At 72.3% G+C, this 20,217-nt stretch carries 17 protein-coding genes; 11 read left to right on the top strand and 6 right to left on the bottom strand.

What is annotated here, in order from left to right:
* Positions 1-235 precede the first annotated feature (235 nt).
* Positions 236-4,297, top strand: a complete 4,062-nt coding sequence (locus HED23_RS35755; RefSeq protein ID WP_274383059.1) for a polymorphic toxin-type HINT domain-containing protein — start codon at positions 236-238, stop codon at positions 4,295-4,297.
* 6 nt (positions 4,298-4,303) lie between these two features.
* Entirely contained in the window at positions 4,304-4,687 is a 384-nt protein-coding gene (locus HED23_RS26260) for a hypothetical protein (protein WP_203185849.1), read from the top strand.
* Between the two features lie 102 nt (positions 4,688-4,789).
* Here the strand turns inward: HED23_RS26260 and HED23_RS26265 are convergent, their stop codons facing one another.
* Positions 4,790-5,791 (bottom strand): small ribosomal subunit Rsm22 family protein, encoded by a 1,002-nt coding sequence (locus HED23_RS26265; protein ID WP_203185850.1) that lies wholly within the window; start codon positions 5,789-5,791, stop codon positions 4,790-4,792.
* Positions 5,792-6,014: 223 nt separating this feature from the next.
* Entirely contained in the window at positions 6,015-7,409 is a 1,395-nt protein-coding gene (locus HED23_RS26270; protein ID WP_203185851.1) for a Bcr/CflA family multidrug efflux MFS transporter, read from the bottom strand.
* Positions 7,410-7,494: 85 nt separating this feature from the next.
* On the opposite strand from HED23_RS26270, the gene HED23_RS26275 reads away from it, so the two are divergent.
* The gene (locus HED23_RS26275) at positions 7,495-8,502 is read left to right on the top strand and encodes a Gfo/Idh/MocA family protein (protein WP_203185852.1); all 1,008 of its coding nucleotides are present in this window, start codon (positions 7,495-7,497) and stop codon (positions 8,500-8,502) included.
* 23 nt (positions 8,503-8,525) lie between these two features.
* Here HED23_RS26275 and HED23_RS26280 read toward each other — a convergent pair whose 3' ends face one another.
* The gene (locus HED23_RS26280) at positions 8,526-10,193 is read right to left on the bottom strand and encodes an alkaline phosphatase D family protein (RefSeq protein WP_203185853.1); all 1,668 of its coding nucleotides are present in this window, start codon (positions 10,191-10,193) and stop codon (positions 8,526-8,528) included.
* A gap of 142 nt (positions 10,194-10,335) precedes the next feature.
* Between HED23_RS26280 and HED23_RS26285 the strand changes: the two genes are divergently transcribed.
* From HED23_RS26285 to HED23_RS26295, 3 genes are all read left to right on the top strand, one after another.
* Complete coding sequence (locus HED23_RS26285) at positions 10,336-11,091, top strand: SDR family oxidoreductase (protein WP_203185854.1); 756 nt, start codon at positions 10,336-10,338, stop codon at positions 11,089-11,091.
* A 138-nt stretch (positions 11,092-11,229) separates the two neighbouring features.
* A complete protein-coding gene (locus tag HED23_RS26290) occupies positions 11,230-11,694 on the top strand; it encodes a lamin tail domain-containing protein (RefSeq protein ID WP_203185855.1) in 465 nt (154 codons plus the stop codon).
* Positions 11,695-12,053: 359 nt separating this feature from the next.
* Entirely contained in the window at positions 12,054-12,908 is an 855-nt protein-coding gene (locus HED23_RS26295; protein ID WP_203185856.1) for a PhzF family phenazine biosynthesis protein, read from the top strand.
* Positions 12,909-13,047: 139 nt separating this feature from the next.
* Here HED23_RS26295 and HED23_RS26300 read toward each other — a convergent pair whose 3' ends face one another.
* Positions 13,048-14,046, bottom strand: a complete 999-nt coding sequence (locus HED23_RS26300; protein WP_203185857.1) for an aldo/keto reductase — start codon at positions 14,044-14,046, stop codon at positions 13,048-13,050.
* A 62-nt stretch (positions 14,047-14,108) separates the two neighbouring features.
* The gene (locus tag HED23_RS26305) at positions 14,109-14,720 is read right to left on the bottom strand and encodes a TetR/AcrR family transcriptional regulator (RefSeq protein ID WP_203185858.1); all 612 of its coding nucleotides are present in this window, start codon (positions 14,718-14,720) and stop codon (positions 14,109-14,111) included.
* Between the two features lie 166 nt (positions 14,721-14,886).
* Between HED23_RS26305 and HED23_RS26310 the strand changes: the two genes are divergently transcribed.
* A complete protein-coding gene (locus HED23_RS26310) occupies positions 14,887-15,468 on the top strand; it encodes a GNAT family N-acetyltransferase (protein ID WP_203185859.1) in 582 nt (193 codons plus the stop codon).
* A gap of 77 nt (positions 15,469-15,545) precedes the next feature.
* Complete coding sequence (locus HED23_RS26315; RefSeq protein ID WP_203185860.1) at positions 15,546-16,448, top strand: glycosyltransferase family 2 protein; 903 nt, start codon at positions 15,546-15,548, stop codon at positions 16,446-16,448.
* Positions 16,449-16,618: 170 nt separating this feature from the next.
* Here the strand turns inward: HED23_RS26315 and HED23_RS26320 are convergent, their stop codons facing one another.
* Positions 16,619-17,110: a GNAT family N-acetyltransferase gene (locus HED23_RS26320; protein WP_203185861.1), complete on the bottom strand. Its 492-nt coding sequence runs from the start codon at positions 17,108-17,110 to the stop codon at positions 16,619-16,621.
* 174 nt (positions 17,111-17,284) lie between these two features.
* Here HED23_RS26320 and HED23_RS26325 point away from each other — a divergent pair, with 174 nt between their 5' ends.
* The 3 genes from HED23_RS26325 to HED23_RS26335 all read left to right on the top strand — a co-directional run bounded on the left by HED23_RS26325 (position 17,285) and on the right by HED23_RS26335 (position 20,199).
* Complete coding sequence (locus HED23_RS26325) at positions 17,285-17,815, top strand: universal stress protein (protein ID WP_203185862.1); 531 nt, start codon at positions 17,285-17,287, stop codon at positions 17,813-17,815.
* 77 nt (positions 17,816-17,892) lie between these two features.
* The gene (locus tag HED23_RS26330; RefSeq protein ID WP_203185863.1) at positions 17,893-18,318 is read left to right on the top strand and encodes a pyridoxamine 5'-phosphate oxidase family protein; all 426 of its coding nucleotides are present in this window, start codon (positions 17,893-17,895) and stop codon (positions 18,316-18,318) included.
* An 849-nt stretch (positions 18,319-19,167) separates the two neighbouring features.
* Complete coding sequence (locus tag HED23_RS26335) at positions 19,168-20,199, top strand: 7-epi-alpha-eudesmol synthase (RefSeq protein WP_203185864.1); 1,032 nt, start codon at positions 19,168-19,170, stop codon at positions 20,197-20,199.
* Positions 20,200-20,217 lie beyond the last annotated feature (18 nt).

The raw sequence follows: 20,217 nt of genomic DNA on the forward strand, positions 1-20,217 counted from the left end.
CCGCGCGACCCGGCGGCTCTCGAGACACGAAAGAGATAACTCATCCCCGAGAGGAGAGAGTGTCAGGTACGAAGTGACCCGCAGGCGGCAAGCGCCGCAGGGATCAACCGGAGCGCTGCCGGGCAAGGGGATGCCACTCGAACGCGCGGCGGAGGCGCGAGGTTATGCTCACCCCGCCGAAATCCGGTTCCTGGTATTGAAGATGCCAGTCAGTGAAACGAGTTCTTGAGTGCAGATGCAGCGAAATGGACGAATAAGAAGGGGCGCGCGGCGGGCCGGTACCACCCTCCGCGCGCTGACCGCAGGCCTGTTACCCCTCATCTGCGCGGCGGGCCTCCTCGCCGCCGCCCCCGCCTCCGCCACGGAAGCCGTCGACCCTGCCGCCGATGCCGTCCTGCTCGACGCGACCCACCGCGTCATGGCGGTCGAGCTCTGGGGTTCCGGCGGGCCAGGGGTCAGAGAGGCCGCCGAGGCGGTCCTCGCCGAGGACGACGACGCGGTCCTCGCCTTCCTCGACCGCGCCGGCGACCTGACCTACCATGACCAGCGGGTCGCCGCCGCCCAGATCGCCAGCATCGGCGGCAGCGAGACACTGGAAGCAGCCCGGGGCGCTCTGAACGGCACCCCGACCCAGTTGCGCGACTTCCTCAAGGGCGGCTGGCAGGCTCCCCTCGCGCAGGACGAGCGCGTCCACGTCGCGCAGATCATGTCCGAGGGCGGCCCCGGAGTGATCGACGCCGGCCGGACCGCGCTGAACGGCACCCAGGACGACATCAGAAAGTTCCTCTCCGAGGGACAGTACGCCGCCCGCGAGCAGGACGAACGGGTCGAGGTCGCGCAGATCATGAGCGCGGGCGGGGCCGCCGTGCGAGCGGCCGGCCGGGTCGCTCTCAGCGGCACCGCAGAGGACGTCCGGGAGTTCCTGACCCTCGGTCAGTCCGTGGCCCGTGCACGCGACCAGGAACACGCCACCATCGAGCAGCTCGTGGTGGAGGCCGGGAAGGCCGGACGCCAGGCGGCGGCGGAGACAGCCGCCGCCAAGGAGACGTCCGCCCGCGCGGTCAAGGCGTCGGAGCTCGCCAAGGCCGCCGCCTTGAAGGCCGCTGAGGAGGCCGGACAGGCTCAGAAGGGTTCGGAGGCCGCCGCAGAGGCAGCCGGTCGCGCCGCCCGCGCGGCGACCCAGGCCGCCGCGGCCGCCCAGCAGGCCATCGACGCCGCCCGGGCGGCCAGCAGTTCCGCCCGAGTGGCCGCCAACGCCGCCTCCCGGGCCGCCGCAGCCGCCGCAGGTGCAGCCCGCGCCGCCGCCGACGCGCGCGGGGCCGCTGCCGCCGCCGCGACGGACGCGACCAAGGCATCCGCCGCGCGCCAGGCCGCCGAGAAGGCCCGGGCAGCCTCGAAGAGCGCCGCCGACGGCGCCGAGGCAGCCGATCAGGCCGGCATCGCCGCCACAGCCGCCGGCGAGGCCGCGCTGGCCGCCGTCGGCGCGGGCGGTCACGCGCTCGCCGCCGCCAACGCAGCCGGACAGGCCGGCAACTACGCCAACCAGAGCGACGCCCGCGCTGCCGAGGCAAAGGCCGCCGCCGCAGCCGCCGAACGCCACGCGAACGAAGCCACCCGTGCCGCCGCCGCGGCCGCGAACCTGGCCCGCCGCTCGGCGGAAGCCGCGGTCGAGGCCCGTGACGCCGCGAGGTCCGCCGCCGTTCATGCCGCCAATGCGGCCAAGGCCGCCGACGAGGCCGCCGACCACGCCGGTGAGGCAGCCACGGCTGCCGCGAAGTCCACGGCGCACGCAAACGCCGCCGTGGAGGCCTCCGACGCGGCGACCGCCGCCGTCGACAAGGCCAAAGCCACCTACGCGTTGGCCCGCGAGATCGAGGCAGCGGAACTCACCGCCCGGACCAACGCAACCATTGAGCTGGCACGCGACGCCAAGGAGGAGGAACAGCGGCGTGAGGCCGCTCAGGCAGCCGCCGCTCAGCAGGCGAAGGACCGGACGGAGGAGGCCGCGCGGATCGCCGCCGAGGCCTCCGCCCCCGGTGCCGACCCGTCAGTGGTCGCCGAGAAGGGCCGCAAGCTCGCCCTGATGACCATCGAAGGCGGCGGGCCCTTCAGCCGTGCCGCCGCTCAGGCAGCGCTCTCCGGCGCCGACGCCGATGTCGTCGCCTACGTCCGCACCCACTGGGAGGCGGCCGCGCGGCAGGACGAGCGGGGCACGGTCGAGCTGCTGTCCACCGACAGCCCGCTGAAGTCCGTCCGCGACGCCGCCGACGCCGCGCTGGCAGGCGACGCAGCCGTCATTTCCGCGTTCCTCGCCACCGGCCAGTACGAGGCCGGCGAGCAGGACTACCGCGTGGAGATCGCCCAGATCATGTCCCAGGGCGGACGCGGGCTCATGGACGCCGGCCGCGCGGCCCTCGATACCGGCACGCTCGACGCGTACCGGGCGTTCCTCGCCACGGGCCAGCACGAGGCCCGGCACCAGGATGAACGTCTCCTCGCCGGTCAGCTCGCCGGCACCGGAGGTCCCGAGGTCAAGGCGGCCGCCCGGATCGCTCTGGAGGGCCCGTCCGCGCAGCTGCACCAGTTCGTGGTGAGTGGACAGCACACCGCCCAGCGCAAGGACCTCCTCGCCGCCACCCACGTGGCCGGCGTCGACTACTTGATCGCCGAAGGGGCCTACACCGCGGCGACCGCCCGGAAGAACGCCGCCGAAGCCCAGAGGGTCGCCGCTGTGGCCCGCAAGGCGGCGGCGGACGCCGACAAGTACGCCAAGCAGGCCGGCGCGTCCGCGCTGGAGGCGCAAGGCCATGCGGACGACGCGGCGAAGAGCGCCGAGGAGGCCGAAGCGTCCGCGGCCCGGGCGGCGGAGTCCGCCCGGACCGCCAGGGCTGCGGCGGCGAGTGCCCGCCAGTCCGCGAGCTCCGCGGCGGTGTCGGCAGCCGACGCCTCCGTCTCCGCCGACCTCGCCCATGTCTCAGCCACGACGGCCTGGGCTTCCGCCCAACAGGCACGCGACTCGGCCACCGCCGCCGGCAAGGACGCCGAGGCGGCCCGCGAAGCAGGCCTGGACGCCTTGCGCACCGCCACCGCCAAGCTCAAGGCCGAGGCGGAGGCGGAGCGGCAGAGGCTGCGCAACGAGATGACGGAGACCCCCGGCCAGCGCAAACTGCGCTGCGGCCTCCTCGGCTGCCCGCCGGAGAACGACCCGTTCTACTGCGACAAGAAGCCGCCGAACGATCCGTTCTGCGTGTCCCTCGCCATGGCCAAGGTGGCACAGCCCTACATCGAGTACTTCTGGGAACTCGGCAAGGCCATCTCCGGCCTCAGCGAACTGGAGAACTGCCTCAACTACGATCTCTGGGCCTGCGCCGAGCTGACGCACGACATCACGATCAACAACAAGTTGCGCGTGCTGAAGGGCGCCTACGAGACGCTCCGCGCCCTGAAGTACCCGGGCTGCCTCAAGTGCTTCCCCGCCGGCACCGAGGTGCTGATGGGGGACCGCTCGACGAAGGCGATCGAGGACGTACGTCCGGGGGACACCGTCCTCGCGACGAACCCCGCCGTCGGGGGCACCTCGCCTCACCGTGTGTCCCGCCTCATCACCGACGAGGGGGGCAAGTACTTCCACGAGCTGACCGTCGCCACCGGAGCCGGCGACGCGAAGCTGACCGCCACCCACGAGCACCCGTTCTGGGTTCCGGCCGAGAAGCGCTGGATCGAGGCGCGCGCTCTCACCCCGGGCACACGCCTGCTCGACGCGGAAGGCGCGACCGTCGAGGTGAAGGCCAACCGGCCCTACGCCGAGCGCGCGCCGACCTACAACCTCACCGTCGAGGACCTGCACACGTACTACGTGCTGGCGGGGACCAGGCCGGTCCTGGTGCACAACTCCAACGGCTGCAAGACGATGGTCCTGGGTCTCGAGGACCACGCGAACGCGCTGACGGAGGCACTGGAAGGCGGATACAACTTCAACGGCCCGAATTACTCGGCAGTCACCGGAAACGTGAACGGCAAGCCGTTCACCCAGTGGATGGCGGAGGTCAAGTACGTCCTCATGAACAACGGGAAGACGGCCGTCTCCCTCAAGGACTTCGACGGGGACACCTACCAGGACAGGTTCATGCGCGCCTACCGGGCCGGTATCAGTGGCAACTGGCGTGCCACTGAATGGGAGATGGGACAGATCGGCATGTACGTCCAGCGGGGTAGTCTGGACTGGAAAAACATCACTTTCTACGATGACGCCGGCAAGGCGATCCCCCACGCCGATTTCCCCGAGCCGAAATGGTGAGCACCGATGGCTGATGCACCCACGGGTGTCCTCTTCCGCTCGGACCGGCAGTTCAAGGTGTGGCAGTACAGCGTGGGTCACCGCCGGCTCCTGCTGCGCAGCCCGCGAGCCAGGCCGCTGGCCACGCGGATCGAGGTGTACTTCGCCTGTGTGGGGTTGATGCTGCTGCGCCCCGCTTACCACGGCCTGACTGTGAGGCGCGCCACGGATGAGGAGAGCCGCACGGTGATCGGCGACCACGGGATCGAACTGGAGGAAGGCGCTTACGTCTTCGCCCTCGGAGAGAACCTGTCCTCCGGCTTCGTCGTCTCCGCGCCGCCGCAGTGGCACGAGGACGAGGGCGGTGTGGACGACCCTTCGTGGTTCGGCCACATGGTGGGGACCCGCTGAGACCCCTCACGGGCGGGTGCGGGCCGTGGCCCGCACCCGCCCGTGCGCGTGTCCGGACCGTTCCGCTCACGGCGGCGGGTCCAGCCGAACCGCAGCGGGCTCTCAGTCCTCCGGTGTTTCCGCCGGCGGCCACGCGTCGCCCCACGCGGTGTCCCGGGCGGCACGGTAGAGCGGGCCGTGCCGCTTGGTGACGGTGGCCCGCCGCAGGCCCTCGTCCTTCGTGCACAGCTCCAGCAGCACCTGTCCCTTGCGGATCTGCGGCCTGCGGGTGACCCGGGCGGCGGCCGGATCGGTGGCGAACCGGGTCGCCACGACATAGCTGAACTTCTCGTCCTCGTGGCTGAGCGAGCCGCCCTTGACCTGGCGGTGCAGCGACGAGCGGCTGACGCGCGCCGAGAAGTGGCACCAGTCGGTGCCGCGCTCGATGGGACAGGCGTCGTCGTGCGGGCAGGGCGCGGCGACGGTCAGGCCGGCGCCGATCAGCCGGTCGCGGGCCTCGATGATCCGGTCGTAGCCGTCCGGGGTGCCTGGTTCCACGATCACCACGGCCTGCGCGGCCGCCGCGGCGGCGTCCACGACCACGGCCCGGTTCTCGGCCGTGAGCTCCTTCAGTACGTACGAGACGGTCACCAGGTCCGTGGGCGCCGGAGCCGGTGACGTACCGATCCTCGCCCGCTCCCAGGTGGCGGCCCGCAGCCCGGGGATGCCGGAGGCCTCGGCCAGCTCACGGCCGAGTGCGAGGGCCGGCTCGGACCAGTCGAGGACCGTCGTCCGCGGCCCGTCCCAGGCCCCGGCGACCGCCCAGCTCGCGGCGCCCGTGCCGCCCCCGATGTCGGTGTGGGTGGCGGGCACCCAGCCCGGCGCGGCCTCGCGGAGCGCGTCGAGGCAGCTGCGTACGGCCTCGAACGTCGCGGGCATCCGGTAGGCGGCGTACGCGGCGACGTCCGAGCGGTCCCGCAGGATGGGGGCGTCGGTGGGGGTGGTCCCGCGGTAGGTGGCGATCAGCCGGTCGACGGCCTGCGCGGCCTGCGTCGGGGGCAGCCCGTCGAGCAGGGCGGACAGCGCCGCACGCAGGGCTTCCGCGGTGGGGAGGGTGGCGTTCACCGCCGAATTGTAGGCGCAGTGGACCCTCCGCCCGCAGTCCGGTGGCCAGGCGCGGAGCCGGCTGGACCGGCCGGCGGGTTGCCCGGACATGCACAGGGCCCGGGCGGTCCGGACACGCACAGGGCCCGGGCGGTTTCGTCCCGTCCGGGCCCTGTGTGGGAGTCCACGCCGGACAGCCGTCCGACCCGGCCCTGAGCGCGGTCCGCCCCGGCCGGGGAGCCGTTCAGCCCTTGGTCAGCGGCTCCCGCGCGGCGCCCGCGTCCTGCCACGGCCTGCACAGCAGCAGGAAGCACACCATCGCGGACAGCGCGCAGACCACCTGCACCACGGCCATCGGCACGGCGGTCTTCTCGCCGGCGATCCCGACCAGGGGTGAGGCGATGGCACCGATCAGGAACTGGGACGTCCCCAGGAGCGCGGAGGCTGAGCCGGCGGCGTGCCTCGTACGCATGAGGGCCTGGGTGTTGGTGTTGGGCATCGCCAGGCCCATCGCCGACATCAGCACGAACAGCCCGACGGCGACCGGCAGCAGGCCGACCTCGCCGAAGACCCCGGAGGTCATCAGCAGCAGGGCGACCGCCGCCACGGAGATCACGGCGAGGCCGAAGCCGAGTGCCTTGTCCAGGCTGACCCTGCCGACGAGCAGCTTGCCGTTGATCTGGCCGACGGCGATCAGCCCGATGGAGTTCACGCCGAAGAGCAGGCTGAAGGTCTGCGGCGAGGCCCCGTAGATCTCCTGCACGACGAACGGTGAGGCGCTCACGTAGGCGAAGAGCGCCGCGAAGGCGAGGCTGCCCGCGATCATGTAGCCGGTGAACACCCGGTCGGCCAGCAGCCCGCGCATGGTGCGCAGCGCGTCGCCGACGCCGCCGGTGTGCCGCTCCGACGCGGGAAGTGTCTCGTGCAGCCACTTCCAGACGACGAGGGTGAGCAGCACGCCGACGAAGGTGAGGACGACGAAGATGCCGCGCCAGTCGGTGAACTGCAGTACCTGGCCGCCGATCACGGGCGCGATGACGGGCGCGACTCCCGAGATCAGCATCAGGGTGGAGAAGAACCGGGCCATCTCGTCGCCGTCGTAGAGGTCACGTACGACGGCCCGGGAGATCACGATGCCCGCGGCACCGGCCAGGCCCTGGAGGAGGCGGAAGCCGATGAGGAGTTCCGCGGTGGGGGCGACGGCGCAGATCGCGGTGGCGATCACGTAGACGACCATGCCGAGGAGCAGCGGCTTGCGCCTGCCCCAGCGGTCGCTCATGGGTCCGACGACGAGCTGGCCGAGCGCCATGCCGGTGAGGCAGGCCGTCAGGGTGAGCTGGACCGTCGCGGCCGGGGCGTGCAGCGCGTCGGTGACCTCCGGGAGTGCCGGGAGGTACATGTCCATCGAGAGGGGCGGCAGTGCGGTGAGCCCGCCCAGCACCAGGGTGACCAGAAGTCCGGCGCGCCGCGCGGTGGTCGTGGAGGCGTCCGGGAGGCCCGGCGCCGTGGTCGTGGATATGGCCGGGACACCCGCAGCGGTGGGGGTGGCGGTGGCCTGGGCGCTGAGTGCGGCGCCCTTGCTGCTCGTCGGTATGTGCTCGTGCTCTTGCTGGGCCCGGCTCGCGCCGCTGTCCGGCATCCTCGTCTCCGCTTCGTTGAATCCGCATCTATGCTCTCAGGTCAGTCGTAGTGGTCGATACCTTTTTGTGTGAGGGCGGGCGGGCATGAGCGGGACTGTGCGTTGGGGTGTACTGGCGACGGGTGGCATAGCCGCGACCTTCACGGGGGACCTGCTGGCGATGAAGGATTCCGGGGCCGAGGTGGTGGCGGTCGCCTCCCGCACGGAGGCCTCCGCGCAGGCGTTCGCCGAACGGTTCGGGATCGGGCAGGCGTACGGCAGCTGGGCGGAGCTCGTCGCCGACGACACCGTCGACGTCGTCTACGTCGCCACCCCGCACTCCGCGCACCGGGAGGCGGCCGGACTCGCGCTGGAGGCCGGCAAGCACGTGCTGTGCGAGAAGGCGTTCACGCTGAACGAGCGTGAGGCGCGGGAGCTGGTGGATCTGGCCCGGGAGCGCGGGCTGTTCCTGATGGAAGCGATGTGGACGTACTGCAATCCGCTGATCCGCCGTATGACCGAGCTGGTGCGGGACGGCGCGATCGGTGAGATCCGCACGGTGCAGGCCGACTTCGGCTTCGCCGGCGCCTTCGGGGCCGAGCACCGGCTGCGCGATCCCGCGCTGGGCGGCGGCGCGCTGCTGGACCTGGGGGTCTACCCGGTGTCGTTCGCACAGCTGCTGCTTGGTGAGCCGGACCGGGTGCAGGCGGACGCGCTGCTGTCCCCGGAGGGCGTCGACCTGAACACCGGGATGCTGCTGGGCTGGGACTCGGGCGCCACGGCGCTGCTGAGCTGCTCGATCGTCGGGAACCTGCCGACCACCGCGTCCGTCACCGGCACGGCCGGGCGGATCGACTTCCCGCAGGGGTTCTTCCACCCCGAGCACTTCCTCCTGCACCGGGACGGCCGGGAGCCCGAGAAGATCGTCACGGGGCCGGGGCCGCAGGGCCTTTCGGGCATGCAGTACGAGGCGGCCGAGGTGACGCGCGCTCTGCTGGCCGGTGAGAAGGAGTCCCCGCTGGTGCCGCTGGAGGGTTCGCTCGCCGTGATGCGGACGCTCGACGCGGTGCGTGACCGTGTCGGCGTCCGCTATCCGGCGGACGACCGCGCCTGACCTCCTTCGTGACCGGGGCGGGTCTACGCGGGGGTGAGCCCCGGGTTCCCCGCCTCGGTCACGAAGGAGGCGGCCGTGCTGACCGGGGCACCGGGAGTGGTGACCGCCGGCACCGTGCGGAAGTCGGCGCGGGCCTGCTCCGTGCCGAGGGTGACGAGCGCGTAGCCGCGGCGGCCGTTGTAGAACTTCATGTGCGGGTTGGCCTGGGTCAGGTTGTTCCAGTTGGCCGGCTTCTCGGAGCCGTCCTTGCCGCTGGCGATCGAGGTGGCCACGACCTCCGTACCGACGGTCCGGGAGGCCGGGTCGTCGAAGTCCTTCTTGAGGTCGAAGCCGTAGCCGACGTGCACGTCGCCGGTCAGGACCATCAGGTTCTCGATCCCGGCGGCCTCCGCGCCGTCCATCACGCGCTGCCGGGAGGCGGGGTAGCCGTCCCACGAGTCCATGGACAGCTTGTAGGCGTCGGTCGGCACGTCGCGCCGCCGGGCGAAGGTGACCTGCTGCGGTACGACGTTCCAGCGGGCGTCCGAGGTCTTCCAGCCGTCGAGCAGCCAGCGCTCCTGGGTGGCGCCCGTCATGGTGCGCGACGGGTCCTCGGACTCAGGTCCGGGGACCTTCCAGCCGTCGCCGTACGCCTGGTTGCTGCGGTACTGGCGGGTGTCGAGGATGTCGAACTGGGCGAGCCTGCCGAAGCGCAGCCGGCGGTAGAGCCGCATGTCGGGGCCGGTGGGGCGCTGCGGGGCGCGCAGCGGCTGGTTCTCCCAGTACGCGCGGTAGGCGGCGGCCCTGCGCAGCAGGAACTCCTCCGGGGGGACGCTGTTCTCCGGGGTGTCGCCCGCGTAGTTGTTCTCGGTCTCGTGGTCGTCCCAGGTGACGACGAAGGGGTGCGCGGCGTGGGCGGCGCGCAGGTCGGGGTCGGACTTGTAGAGGCCGTACCGCATGCGGTAGTCCTCCAGCGTGAGCGTCTCCCGGTTGTAGTGGTCGGGCAGGACGCGGTCGGTGTAGTTGCGGGCCCCGCCGACCGCGTTGACCGCGTACTCGTAGAGGTAGTCGCCGAGGTGGAAGACCACGTCGACGTCCTCGTCCGCGAGGTGCTGGTAGGCGGTGAAGTAGCCGTCGTGGTACGCCTGGCAGGAGACGGCGGCCAGGGTCAGGGAGCTGTTGCGGGCGCCGCGGGCGGGCGCGGTGCGGGTGCGCCCGGTGGGGCTGGTCCAGTTGCCGGCGCGGAAGCGGTAGTAGAAGCCCCGGTCGGAGTCGAGGCCGTCCACGTCCACGTGCACGCTGTGCCCGAACTCCGGGTGCGCGGTGGTGGATCCGCGCCGGACGACCCGCCGGAAGCGTTCGTCGCGGGCGACCTCCCAGCGGACCTCGACGCGCTCGGCGGGCAGTCCGCCGTCGGCCTCGTACGGGCGGGGCGCGAGTCTCGTCCACAGGAGTACGGATCCCGGCAGCGGGTCGCCGGACGCCACTCCGAGGGTGAAGGGGTCCTCGGTGATCTTGCGGGCGTCGAGCTCGGCTGCGGCCGCCGTGCCCGCGCCGGGCAGGTTGACGGCGAAGGCCAGCGCGGCGGCGGCACCGGTGACGGTGAGGAAACGGCGGCGGCCCACACCGGATCCGAGCCTCTGCGCCGCCACGCGCAGTTCGGCGGAATGGCCGTTCTGGCCGGGCGTCCTGCTGATCTGTGCGGGTGTCATATGCCCCTCCACTGCCGGATGCTGTCAGAGGCATTGGAGTGCGGGACGACGACTTCCCGTTGGCACGTACACAACATCCGTATGGCGGTGTGATGAGCACCGGGTGCCGGCCGCCGTGGAACCTCCCGTACGCTGCCGGGCCATGAACGCTGAGCAGAAGACCGCTGTCGTCACAGGTGCGGGATCGGGGATCGGCAGGGCGGTCGCCCTCGCCCTCTCGGGTGCGGGCTGGACGGTGGCCCTGGCGGGGCGGCGGGCCGTGGCCCTGGAGGAGACGGCCGCCGCTGCCGGACCGGGCGCCACCCTGTGCGTGCCCACCGACGTGAGCGACCCGGAAGGGACGGAGGCGCTCTTCGCCTCCGTGCGGGACCACTTCGGCCGGCTCGACCTGCTCTTCAACAACGCGGGTACGTTCGGTCCGGGTCCGGTGCCGGTCGAGGACCTCGCGTACGAGGACTGGCGGACCGTGGTGGACGTCAATCTGACGGGTACGTTCCTGTGCGCGCAGGCGGCGTACCGCCTGATGAAGGAGCAGGACCCGCAGGGCGGCCGGATCATCAACAACGGCTCCGTCTCGGCCCACGCGCCGCGTCCGCACTCCGTCGCCTACACCGCGACGAAGCACGCGGTGACCGGGCTGACGAAGTCGCTGTCGCTGGACGGACGGCCGTACCGGATCGCCTGCGGGCAGATCGACATCGGCAACGCCGCGACCGAGATGACGGAGCGGATGAGCACGGGGATCCTCCAGGCCAACGGCGAGGTGGCGGCCGAACCCGTCATGGCCGCGGACGACGTGGCCCGGACGGTCCTGCACATGGCGGAGCTGCCGCTGGAGGCCAATGTGCAGTTCGCGACGGTGCTGGCCACAGCCATGCCGTACGTGGGCCGAGGCTGATCGATTTATGGTCCACGCTTGCCCGGAACTCGCCCTCGAATGACAGAGTTTGCTCATTTTTGCCGATGGGTCCGGGCAAGCGCATGCTGCCCGTATGCTACTGACCTTCACCGGATGAACACAGAAGGAACACAAAGCATGCGCATACGCACCGCCGCGCCCCTCGCCCTGGCCGCCGCCACCGCACTGGCCGGCTCGCTCCTCGCCACGGCCCCGGCCTCGGCGGCCTCCCACCAGGGTGGTCTGCACCTCGGCAAGATCCAGTACGACAGCCCCGGCAAGGACACCCGGACGAACACGTCCCTCAACGCCGAATACGTGGACATCCACAACAACGGCAAGTCCAAGCTGCAGCTCAAGGGCTACAAGCTGAAGGACGACACCGGCTACACCTACACCTTCCCCAGCTTCACGGTCGCCGCGGGGAAGACGGTCCGGGTCCACACGGGCAAGGGCAAGAACGCCGCTGCCCACGTGTACTGGAACCGCGGCTCGTACGTCTGGAACAACACCGGCGACAAGGCGCGGCTGATCAAGCCGAGCGGCACCCTCCTGGACTCCTGCTCCTGGGGCAAGGGCACCGGCGTGAAGGTCTGCCACTGACCGCCCACCGACCGCAGTGAACGGGCCGCCGCGGCCGGGGGGTCCGCGGGAGCGGCCAGGGGGTGGTCCGGGGAGTCAGGACCCCGGACCACCCCCGCGGAAGCCCGGGATCCCCCGGAACCCGGGCTCTCCCGGAACTCCTGGATCTCCCGGAACCCATGGATCCCCCGGAAGAGGTCACGTCCCGGACCACCGCCCTGCGGGGCCCGGGGAGTTCCCGAAGGCCTCACGCAGCGCCCGGGCGCCGTCGGACGCGCCGCCGGGAACGCTCCGGTGAGGACCAGTGGCAAGTCCTCCCCACCGGAGCGTCGGACGCGCCGCCGGGAATGCACGCGCCGGGCGGCGGGTTGACCTGCGGCATGAACTCACACACCGGGGCCGAGGTCCTCCGCTACACCGCCTTCTCCGCCGACCCCGCAGGGGGCAACCCGGCGGGAGTCGTCCTGGACGCCTCCCGGCTCGACGACACCGCGATGCTCGCCGTCGCGGCGGAGCTGGGCTACAGCGAGTCGGTGTTCCTCACCGCACCGGACGGCCGGGGCGGTCACACCGTCCGCTACTTCAGCCCTAAGGCCGAAGTCCCCTTCTGCGGCCATGCCACGGTGGCCGCGGCCATCGCGCTCGCCGAGCGGGACGGCCCGGGCGACCTCGTGTTCTCCACCCGTGCCGGCACGGTTCCCGTCACCGTCACCCGCGAGGGCGACGAGCTCCGCGCCACCCTGACCAGCGTCGAGCCGCACACCACGGACGTCTCCCCCGAGGACCTGGCGGAGGCCCTGGCCGCCCTGGACTGGCCGGCCGCCGAGCTGGACACCGCGCTGCCGCCCCGCATCGCCTACGCGGGCGCCCGCCACCTGGTGCTGGCGGCCGCGACCCGGCAACGGCTGGCGGACCTGTCGTACGACTTCGCCCGCCTGGAAGCGCTCATGCACCGGCTCGACCTGACGACGGTCCAGCTGGTGTGGCGGGAGTCCGGCACGGTCTTCCACGTCCGCGACCCGTTTCCCGTGGGCGGCGTCGTCGAGGATCCGGCGACGGGGGCGGCGGCCGCCGCCTTCGGTGCGTACGCGCGCGAGCTCGGCCTCGTCGCGCACGACGCGGTCCTCACCCTGCACCAGGGCGCCGACATGGGCCGCCCCGGCACCCTCACCGTCGGCCTGAGGCCGGGTGACGCACGCATCAGGGTGACCGGGACGGGAACCCGTATCGGCTGACGGGGCGGAGTCCGGGGCGCCGGCCCCGCAAGGCCTGCACCCGTCCGGTACGCCGGTCCGTCCGCGCCCGCACCGGCGGACCGGCGGCGGCTCGCACCGGCGGACCGGCGGCGGCTCGCACGAGCGGACCGGCGGCCGTTCAGGCGAGCAGAGCGGCGACCTCCTCCATCTGCCCGGGCCGCAGCGGGCCGTGGGCGAGGGCCGCGGCGTTCTCCTCGGCCTGCGCGACCGTCCGGAAGCCGGGTATCGGCACCGCCCGCCCGCTGCGGGCCCAGAGCCAGCCGAGGGCACCCTGGGTGAGGGTGCGGCCGTCGGCGGTCAGCACCTCACGGGCGGCCTCGACGCGCGCCGCCCAGTGCTTCGCCGGCACTCCGCCGGTCTCGAACCAGCTCAGCCAGGCGGGCGGGGCGGACCGGATGTCCCCCGCAGCCGGCCGTCGGCCGTCGCCACGGGCACCGGCGAGGAGGCCCATGGCCAGCGGGCTCCTGATGACGCTGATCAGCCCCCGCTCATCGGTGAGGCTCAGCATCTCCGGAGCGTCCTCCAGCACGTTGCAGGCGTGCTGGACGGCCACGCAGTGCTCACCTCCGGCGAACAGGGCGGCACGCTCCGGGTCGTCGGTGCTCCACCCGTACGCCCGGATCAGCCCCTCGGCGACGAACTCCTCGCAGGCGTCGCGCAGTTCCAGGGCCCGGCCCGGCGGGGTGTCGCCGATGTGCAGCTGATAGAGGTCGATCCGGTCTGTGCCCAGCCTGCGCAGCGAGGCGATGAGCGCCTCACGGGCGTAGGCCGGAGAGGTGTCGGCACCGTCCATCGTGCGGGTCCGTTCGTCGAAGAGGTTCCCCCACTTGGTGGCGATGACGGCCTCGTCCCGCCTGCCCGCGAGCGCCCGGCCCAGCACACGCTCACTGTGTCCCGCCCCGTACACGTCCGCGGTGTCGAAGAAGGTCACCCCGAGATCGAAGGCCCGGCGGACAGCGGCCACCGACTCCTCGTCGTCCACCTTGCCCCAGCCGAGCGGACTGCCGTCGGGTGCCGCCCACTCGCCCCCGATCGCCCAGCACCCGAAGCCCAGGGCGCCGATGTCCGGCCCGCCGTGGCCAAGCGCCCTCTTCTGCCGATCCGTTTCTGTCTGCATGAGCGCAGAAGCTAGGTGCTGGAGTGCACGTGAAGTCAACACTTCCACCGCCGGGTCCCGCGTCAGCCCACGTACACGCCTGCCCTCGCCGCCACGGCCGCCGCCTCGGCCGCGCGGTCCGCGACCGTCTCGTCGAGCGGGTCGCCGCTTGCCAGCAACCGGTAGTAGAGGGGGGCCGACACGGCCCGGATCACCTCGCGGGCGTCGGTTCCGACAGGCAGCTCACCCCGCCCGACCGCCGCGTCGACACAGCCTGCCCACTCCTCGATGCGCACCGCGTAGAAGCGGTGCAGGGCCTCGGCCGCCCGGGCGTCACACGTCGCCGCCGCGACGACGGCGGCGAAGAGGGGGCCTTGGCGCGCGTCGGTCAGCGTCCGCACGACCAGCCGCGCGTTGGCCCGGAGGTCCTCGTCCAGGGAATCCGAGTCGGTGCGCGGGACGGACTGCTCCGCCATGTCCGTCAGCAGGTCGGCGACCAGCCCGGCCGGAGTGGACCAGCGCCGGTAGACGGTGGTCTTGCCGACCCCGGCGCGGCGGGCGATGTCGGCGAGGTCGAGCCGGTCGAAGCCCTGCTCGACCAGGGCGTCGCCGGCCGCGCGCAGCACGGACTCCCGCACCCGGGCCGTACGCCCACCGGGCCGGACCGTGCCCGGCTCCCCATCCACTGCGTCCATGACGGTCTCCAGTTCCGGCCGGCGCTCCATATCTCAGCAGACCATCCTAAGGAGACCATGGAACCGTTAACGCCGGCGGGTCTCCGTGGCACTCCGCCGCGAACCGGACGGCCGCCGGGTGAGTCGGGCCCGGGCGGTGGGGCACCGGCGCGGCAGGATGGCGGGCATGGCACAACCGCTGACCGTCCCCAGCATGACCGCCGGAGCCGATTTCGTCCTGCGCCCCTGGGAGATGAGCGACCTGTCCCTCGTCCGCGAGGCGGCGGCGGACGACTACATCCCGCTGATCACCACGATCCCCTCCCCGTACTCCGACGATGCGGCGGAGGCCTTCGTCAGGCGCCAGTGGGAGCGGGCGGCCACCGGGACCGGGTATCCGTTCGCCATCGCGCGCACCCGGGACCGGCGCCCGGTCGGCTCCATCGGGCTGTGGCTCGCGGACGTGGCCGAGGGCAGGGCATCGCTCGGCTACTGGATGGCGGCTTCCGGCCGCGGCCAGGGGGTCGCGGGAGCGGCACTGCGCACGGTCACCACATGGGCCCTGCACGAGCTGCGTATTCCCCGGGTGCAGGTCCTCGTCGAGCCGTCGAACACGGCCTCGGTGCGGACCGCGGAGAGCGCCGGATACCGGTGTGAGGGTCTGCTGCGCGGGTGGCAGGAGATCGGGGGGCGCCGCCGGGACATGCTGATGTACGCCCAGCTGAACGGCGACCGGCGCCCCCATGGACGGGCACCCACCGGCGGCTGAACACGAGGCGTTACGATCGCGGGCACCGCGGCAGAGCCGCGGTCCGCAGCCGCCGCAGCCCCCTGGAGAGCCGAGCCTTGTCCGAACCGCGCATCGGCGTATCCGTCGTGACCCTGGGAGACCGCCCGCAGCAGGTCGAGGCGCTGCTGGCGTCGGTGGCCATGCAGGACGTGCGGCCCTCCCGCGTGGTCGTCGTGGGCAACGGCTCACCACTTCCCGACTACGGCACGTTCCCCGGCCTGAGGGACCTCGCCGGCGGCGTGACCATGCTCGAACTCGACGAGAACCTCGGCTGTCCCGGCGGTCGCAACGAGGCCCTGGAAGTGCTCGCCGCCTTCGGCGACGTGGACGTGGTGATCGAACTGGACGACGACGGGCTCCTGGTGGACAAGGACGTGTTCCGCACGGTCCAGGCGCTGTACGCCGCCGACCCCGGCCTCGGCATCGTCGGTTTCCGGATCGCCGACGAGCACGGCGAGACCCAGCGGCGGCACGTCCCCCGCCTCCGGGCCAAGGACCCGATGCGCCGTGGCCCGGTCACCGCGTTCCTCGGCGGCGGGCACGCGCTGTCGATGAGGATGCTCGCCGGGACCGGCCTGTGGCCCGCGGAGTTCTTCTTCACCCACGAGGAGACGGACCTGTCCTGGCGGGCGCTCGACGCGGACTGGAAGATCCTCTACGAGCCCGGCCTGCTGCTCCAGCACCCCAAGACGTCCCCGGCCCGGCACGCGGTCTACTACCGCATGACGGCCCGCAACCGCGTCTGGCTGGCCCGCCGCAATCTGCCCGCCCTCCTGGTACCCCTCTACCTCGGCACCTGGATCCTGCTCACGGTGGCCCGTACCCGCTCGGCCACCGGCCTCCGCGCCTGGGCGGCCGGCTTCGCCGAGGGCGTGCGCACCGGGTGCGGCGAACGGAAGCCGATGCGCTGGCGCACCGTATGGAGGATGACGCGGCTGGGGCGCCCGCCGATCATCTGACTCCCGGGGCGTCCGCCGCCCGCCGGTCATCTGACTCCCGGGCTGTCCGCCGCCCGGCGGTCGTCCACCGCGACGGACCTCCCGCAGCCCGGCGCAGTCGTCCACCGCACAGGGCTTCCCGCCGCCCGGCGGCCACAGGGAGACCCCGGTCTGCCCGCCGGTCGTCGGGCTCAGGGCTGTCCGCCGCCCGCCGCCCGGCCGGACGCTGTCCACCGGTACAGGACGTCCGGCTCCTTCTCCTCGTTGCGGCTGCCGTCGTCGTACGCCACGGCGACGAAGCCGTGCCGCTCGTAGAAGTCACGGGCGGCGGAGTTGCGCTGGAACGTGTAAAGGCTCAGTTCTCCCCGCGAGGCCTCCTTCACGCGGTCCAGCAGCAGCGTTCCTGTGCCCCGTCGCAAGGTGCCGGGCCGCAGGTAGAGCTGGTCGAGCTCGTCCCCGTCCAGCGAGGCGAAGCCCAGCAGCTCCCCCGCAGCCCCCTCGGCCACCCACACCCTGCTCCCGGGCAGCACGACATGGGTGATCCAGGCGAGCGTGTCCTCGTCGCTGTGCACCCGTGGCAGGTAGGGCAGCGAGGCTGCCCGTGAGGCCAGGAAGACCCTGGTGATCTCCTCCGCGTCCCCGGCTGTCGCCGCCCGCAGCCGTACGGCCGTGTCCTGGGCCATCCTGCCGTTCCCCCCTCGTCGGTGAACGCTCAGGTATACCAAGGGCGTCCACCGGCATCAGCGGCACGTCAGGATCCGTGGCCGGGGCGTCAGGGGACCGTCAGTACCGCGCTCCGGTTCCCGCACCCGCGCTGTCATGGGAGGACGGCGCGGTATCCAAAAGGGGTGGAGCCGATGCGGCCGAGAGTGGTGGCCGGGGTAGGTGGAACGTCCGGCAGTCCTGCGCTCCTGCACCGCGCCGCCGCCGAAGCCCGCCTGCGAGGCGCGGAGTTGTGGGCGGTGCTGGCCTGGGACGCGCCCGGGGCAGGAATCGGCGGCCGGCACGGCGTCAGCCTCGCGCCCTCACTCCCGCTGTGCCGTGCGGATGCCGCCGAGCGGCTGCGCGATGCCCTCGTCACGGCCTTCGGCGCGGCCGGGGCAGGAGTGCCGGTGACCGGCCGGACCGTACGGGGCACCCCTGGCGCCGTACTCGTGGACGCGGCCCGCGCCCAGGACTGCGTCCTGGTGGTGGGAACGGGTTCGCGTGGCGCGCTGCACCGTTGTCTGTGGCCGTCCGTGGCCCGTTACTGCCTGGCCCACGCGCCGTGCCCCGTTCTGGCCGTGCCGCCCCCTCCCCTGCGGGCCGAACTGGCGGCCGCCCGCCGCCGGAACGCCCTGGGACTACGGCTGGACACCCGGGAACTGATGGAGAGCGATGGCGTGTGACTCCGCTGCCGGACCGGGTCCGGCGTTGCATAATTCGCCCTGAGGCAACGCCGACCACTCACCTGAGGAGTCCAGCTGTGGCTTTGACCCGTGCAGAGCGTGAGCAGTTTCTGGCCGAACCGCACGTCGCCGCACTGGCCGTGGACGCGGAGGAGGGGCGGGCCCCGCTCACCGTGCCGATCTGGTACCAGTACGAGCCGGGCGGCCACCTGTGGATCATGACGGGCCGCGACTCCCGCAAGGGGACCTCCATCGCCAGGGCGGGCCGCTTCAGCATCATGGTCGACCGTGTCGCGCCGACCATCCGCTACGTCTCCGTCGAGGGGCCCGTGGTGGCGACGCTCCCGGCCACCCGGGAGCAGCTGGTGGAGATCTCCGCGCGCTACCTCCCCGCCGAGAAGGTGGACGGTTACGTCGACTTCGCGTGGAAGGAGCACGGCGCCCAGGTGGTCATCCACATGCGCCCCCAGCGCTGGCTCAGCTCCGACCTGGGCGAGGTCTGAGCGTCCGTCCGGATTCCCTCCCGCTCCTCGACGGCCGTCGTGGCAGCAGTGGCCCTGGAGCCGGTGCCCGCCTGCCACCTGGACGACTTGGCCGGTGATCCACCGGTCCTGGTGTGAGGCGCGGAAGACGCAGGCGTCCGCGATGCCGGTCGGATCTCCGACCCGCTGCGGACCCGCGCCCCGACCCTCCCGCCACCGCCCCGGGGCGCACGCTCCGCGCCCCGGGGCGGCTCCCCCGCACGCGGACGCCGGGGCCCCTCCGCCCGGACACTCACCCGCGTCCCGGCGCCGGGGAGCTCGCGCTTCCGGCCGGTGCGGGGAAGACGGTGCTCAGCGTGCCGGACGGGCGGGTCACCACGACGGCCGGCGCACGGCCGTGGATCGGCCGGAAGCGGGAGGCGATCCCCGCGCACCACACCGGACGGCCCGGGGACGTCCGCCGCCCGGGATTCCGTAACGACTGCCGCGAGAGGTCCGCGACCGGATCATCGCCACCGAGTACCGCACCCGCATCGATTTCACGCCCGGCGTGAACGACGGGCCGAGCTGCCCCTCGGTCACCTCTGCTTCGGCAACCGGAGGAATTCCGGCGTTTCGCCATGACCTGTGACGTCTCCCTGACCTCGGCGAATGCACCCGGAACCGAGTCGAGGCGGCGGTGACCGGAAGCGGAATTCTTCGAACCGATCTTGTGGCATAGATCGTTTACGGTCTGGGCAGCATCAGGGCGCACATGATGGGTCATCAAATTCTGACTCAAAACGTGCACTTCGAGTCAAGGGGCGTCAATCCCGATCGCCCAGTCACAGGGGCCGGGGGGCCTGTGAATCGTCTCAAGAGAGGACGCCAATGCCGCAGGACGTAACATTCGACCTCCCCTTCAAGGCCCCGGTCAGCGAGCACCTCGCCCATGCCCGAGAGCGCCACCTTCGCTGGGTGTGGAAGATGGGCCTGGTGCGCAGTCAGGCCGGGTTCGAGGAGTACCAGTCCTGGGACCTGCCCCAGGCGGCGGCACGGACGTATCCTCACGCCTCGGCCGAGGACATGGTCGTCCTGATGAACTGGTTCTCCCTGGCCTTCCTGTTCGACGACCAGTTCGACTCCGGGAGCCCTGATCGCGCCGACCGCATAGCGGAGGTCGCCCGGGAGCTGATAGCCACTCCGCTGCGGCCCGCCGGGACGGCACCGCGCGTGGTCTGTCCGATCACCCTGGCCTGGGCCGAGGTGTGGGCCCAGCTCTCCGATGGCATGTCCCTGACCTGGCGGACCCGGTTCGCGGCATCCTGGGGGCGCTTCCTCGTCGCGCACACCGAGGAGGTCGACCTGGCGGCCAAGGGCAGGGCCGGGACGCTGGGGATCGAGGAGTACGCGGAGTTCCGCCGCCGCACCGTGGGCATCCACCACAGCATCGACGCGGGTGAACGCAGCCGCGGCTTCGAGGTACCGGCCCAGGTCCAGGCGCACGAACTGATGGTCAGGATGCGCGACCTGGCCGCGGACACGATCGGGTTCATGAACGACATCCACTCCTTCGAGCGCGAGAAGCGCCGGGGGGACGGTCACAACCTCATCGCCGTGCTGCACCGGGAGCGCGGCGTCACGTGGGAGCAGGCCGCGGACGAGGCGTACCGGATGACCACGGAGTGCCTCGACGAGTACCTGCGGCTCGAGGCGCACGTCCCGGGGATGTGCGAGGAGCTCGGCCTCGGCGCCGAGCAGCGGGACCAGGTGCGGATGGGCGTGGAAGCCATCCAGCACTGGATCAGCGGCAACTACGAATGGGCGCTGACCTCCGGCAGGTACGCCGCCGCGAAGGAGGGGCCGGCCGCCACGGCCGAGCTGGCGGGCAGGGGATCGCTGGACGATCTGCTCGCCGTCTGACGCACCGGTCCCGCCCGG

It is taken from the genome of Streptomyces pratensis (assembly GCF_016804005.1).
Classification (GTDB): domain Bacteria; phylum Actinomycetota; class Actinomycetes; order Streptomycetales; family Streptomycetaceae; genus Streptomyces; species Streptomyces pratensis_A.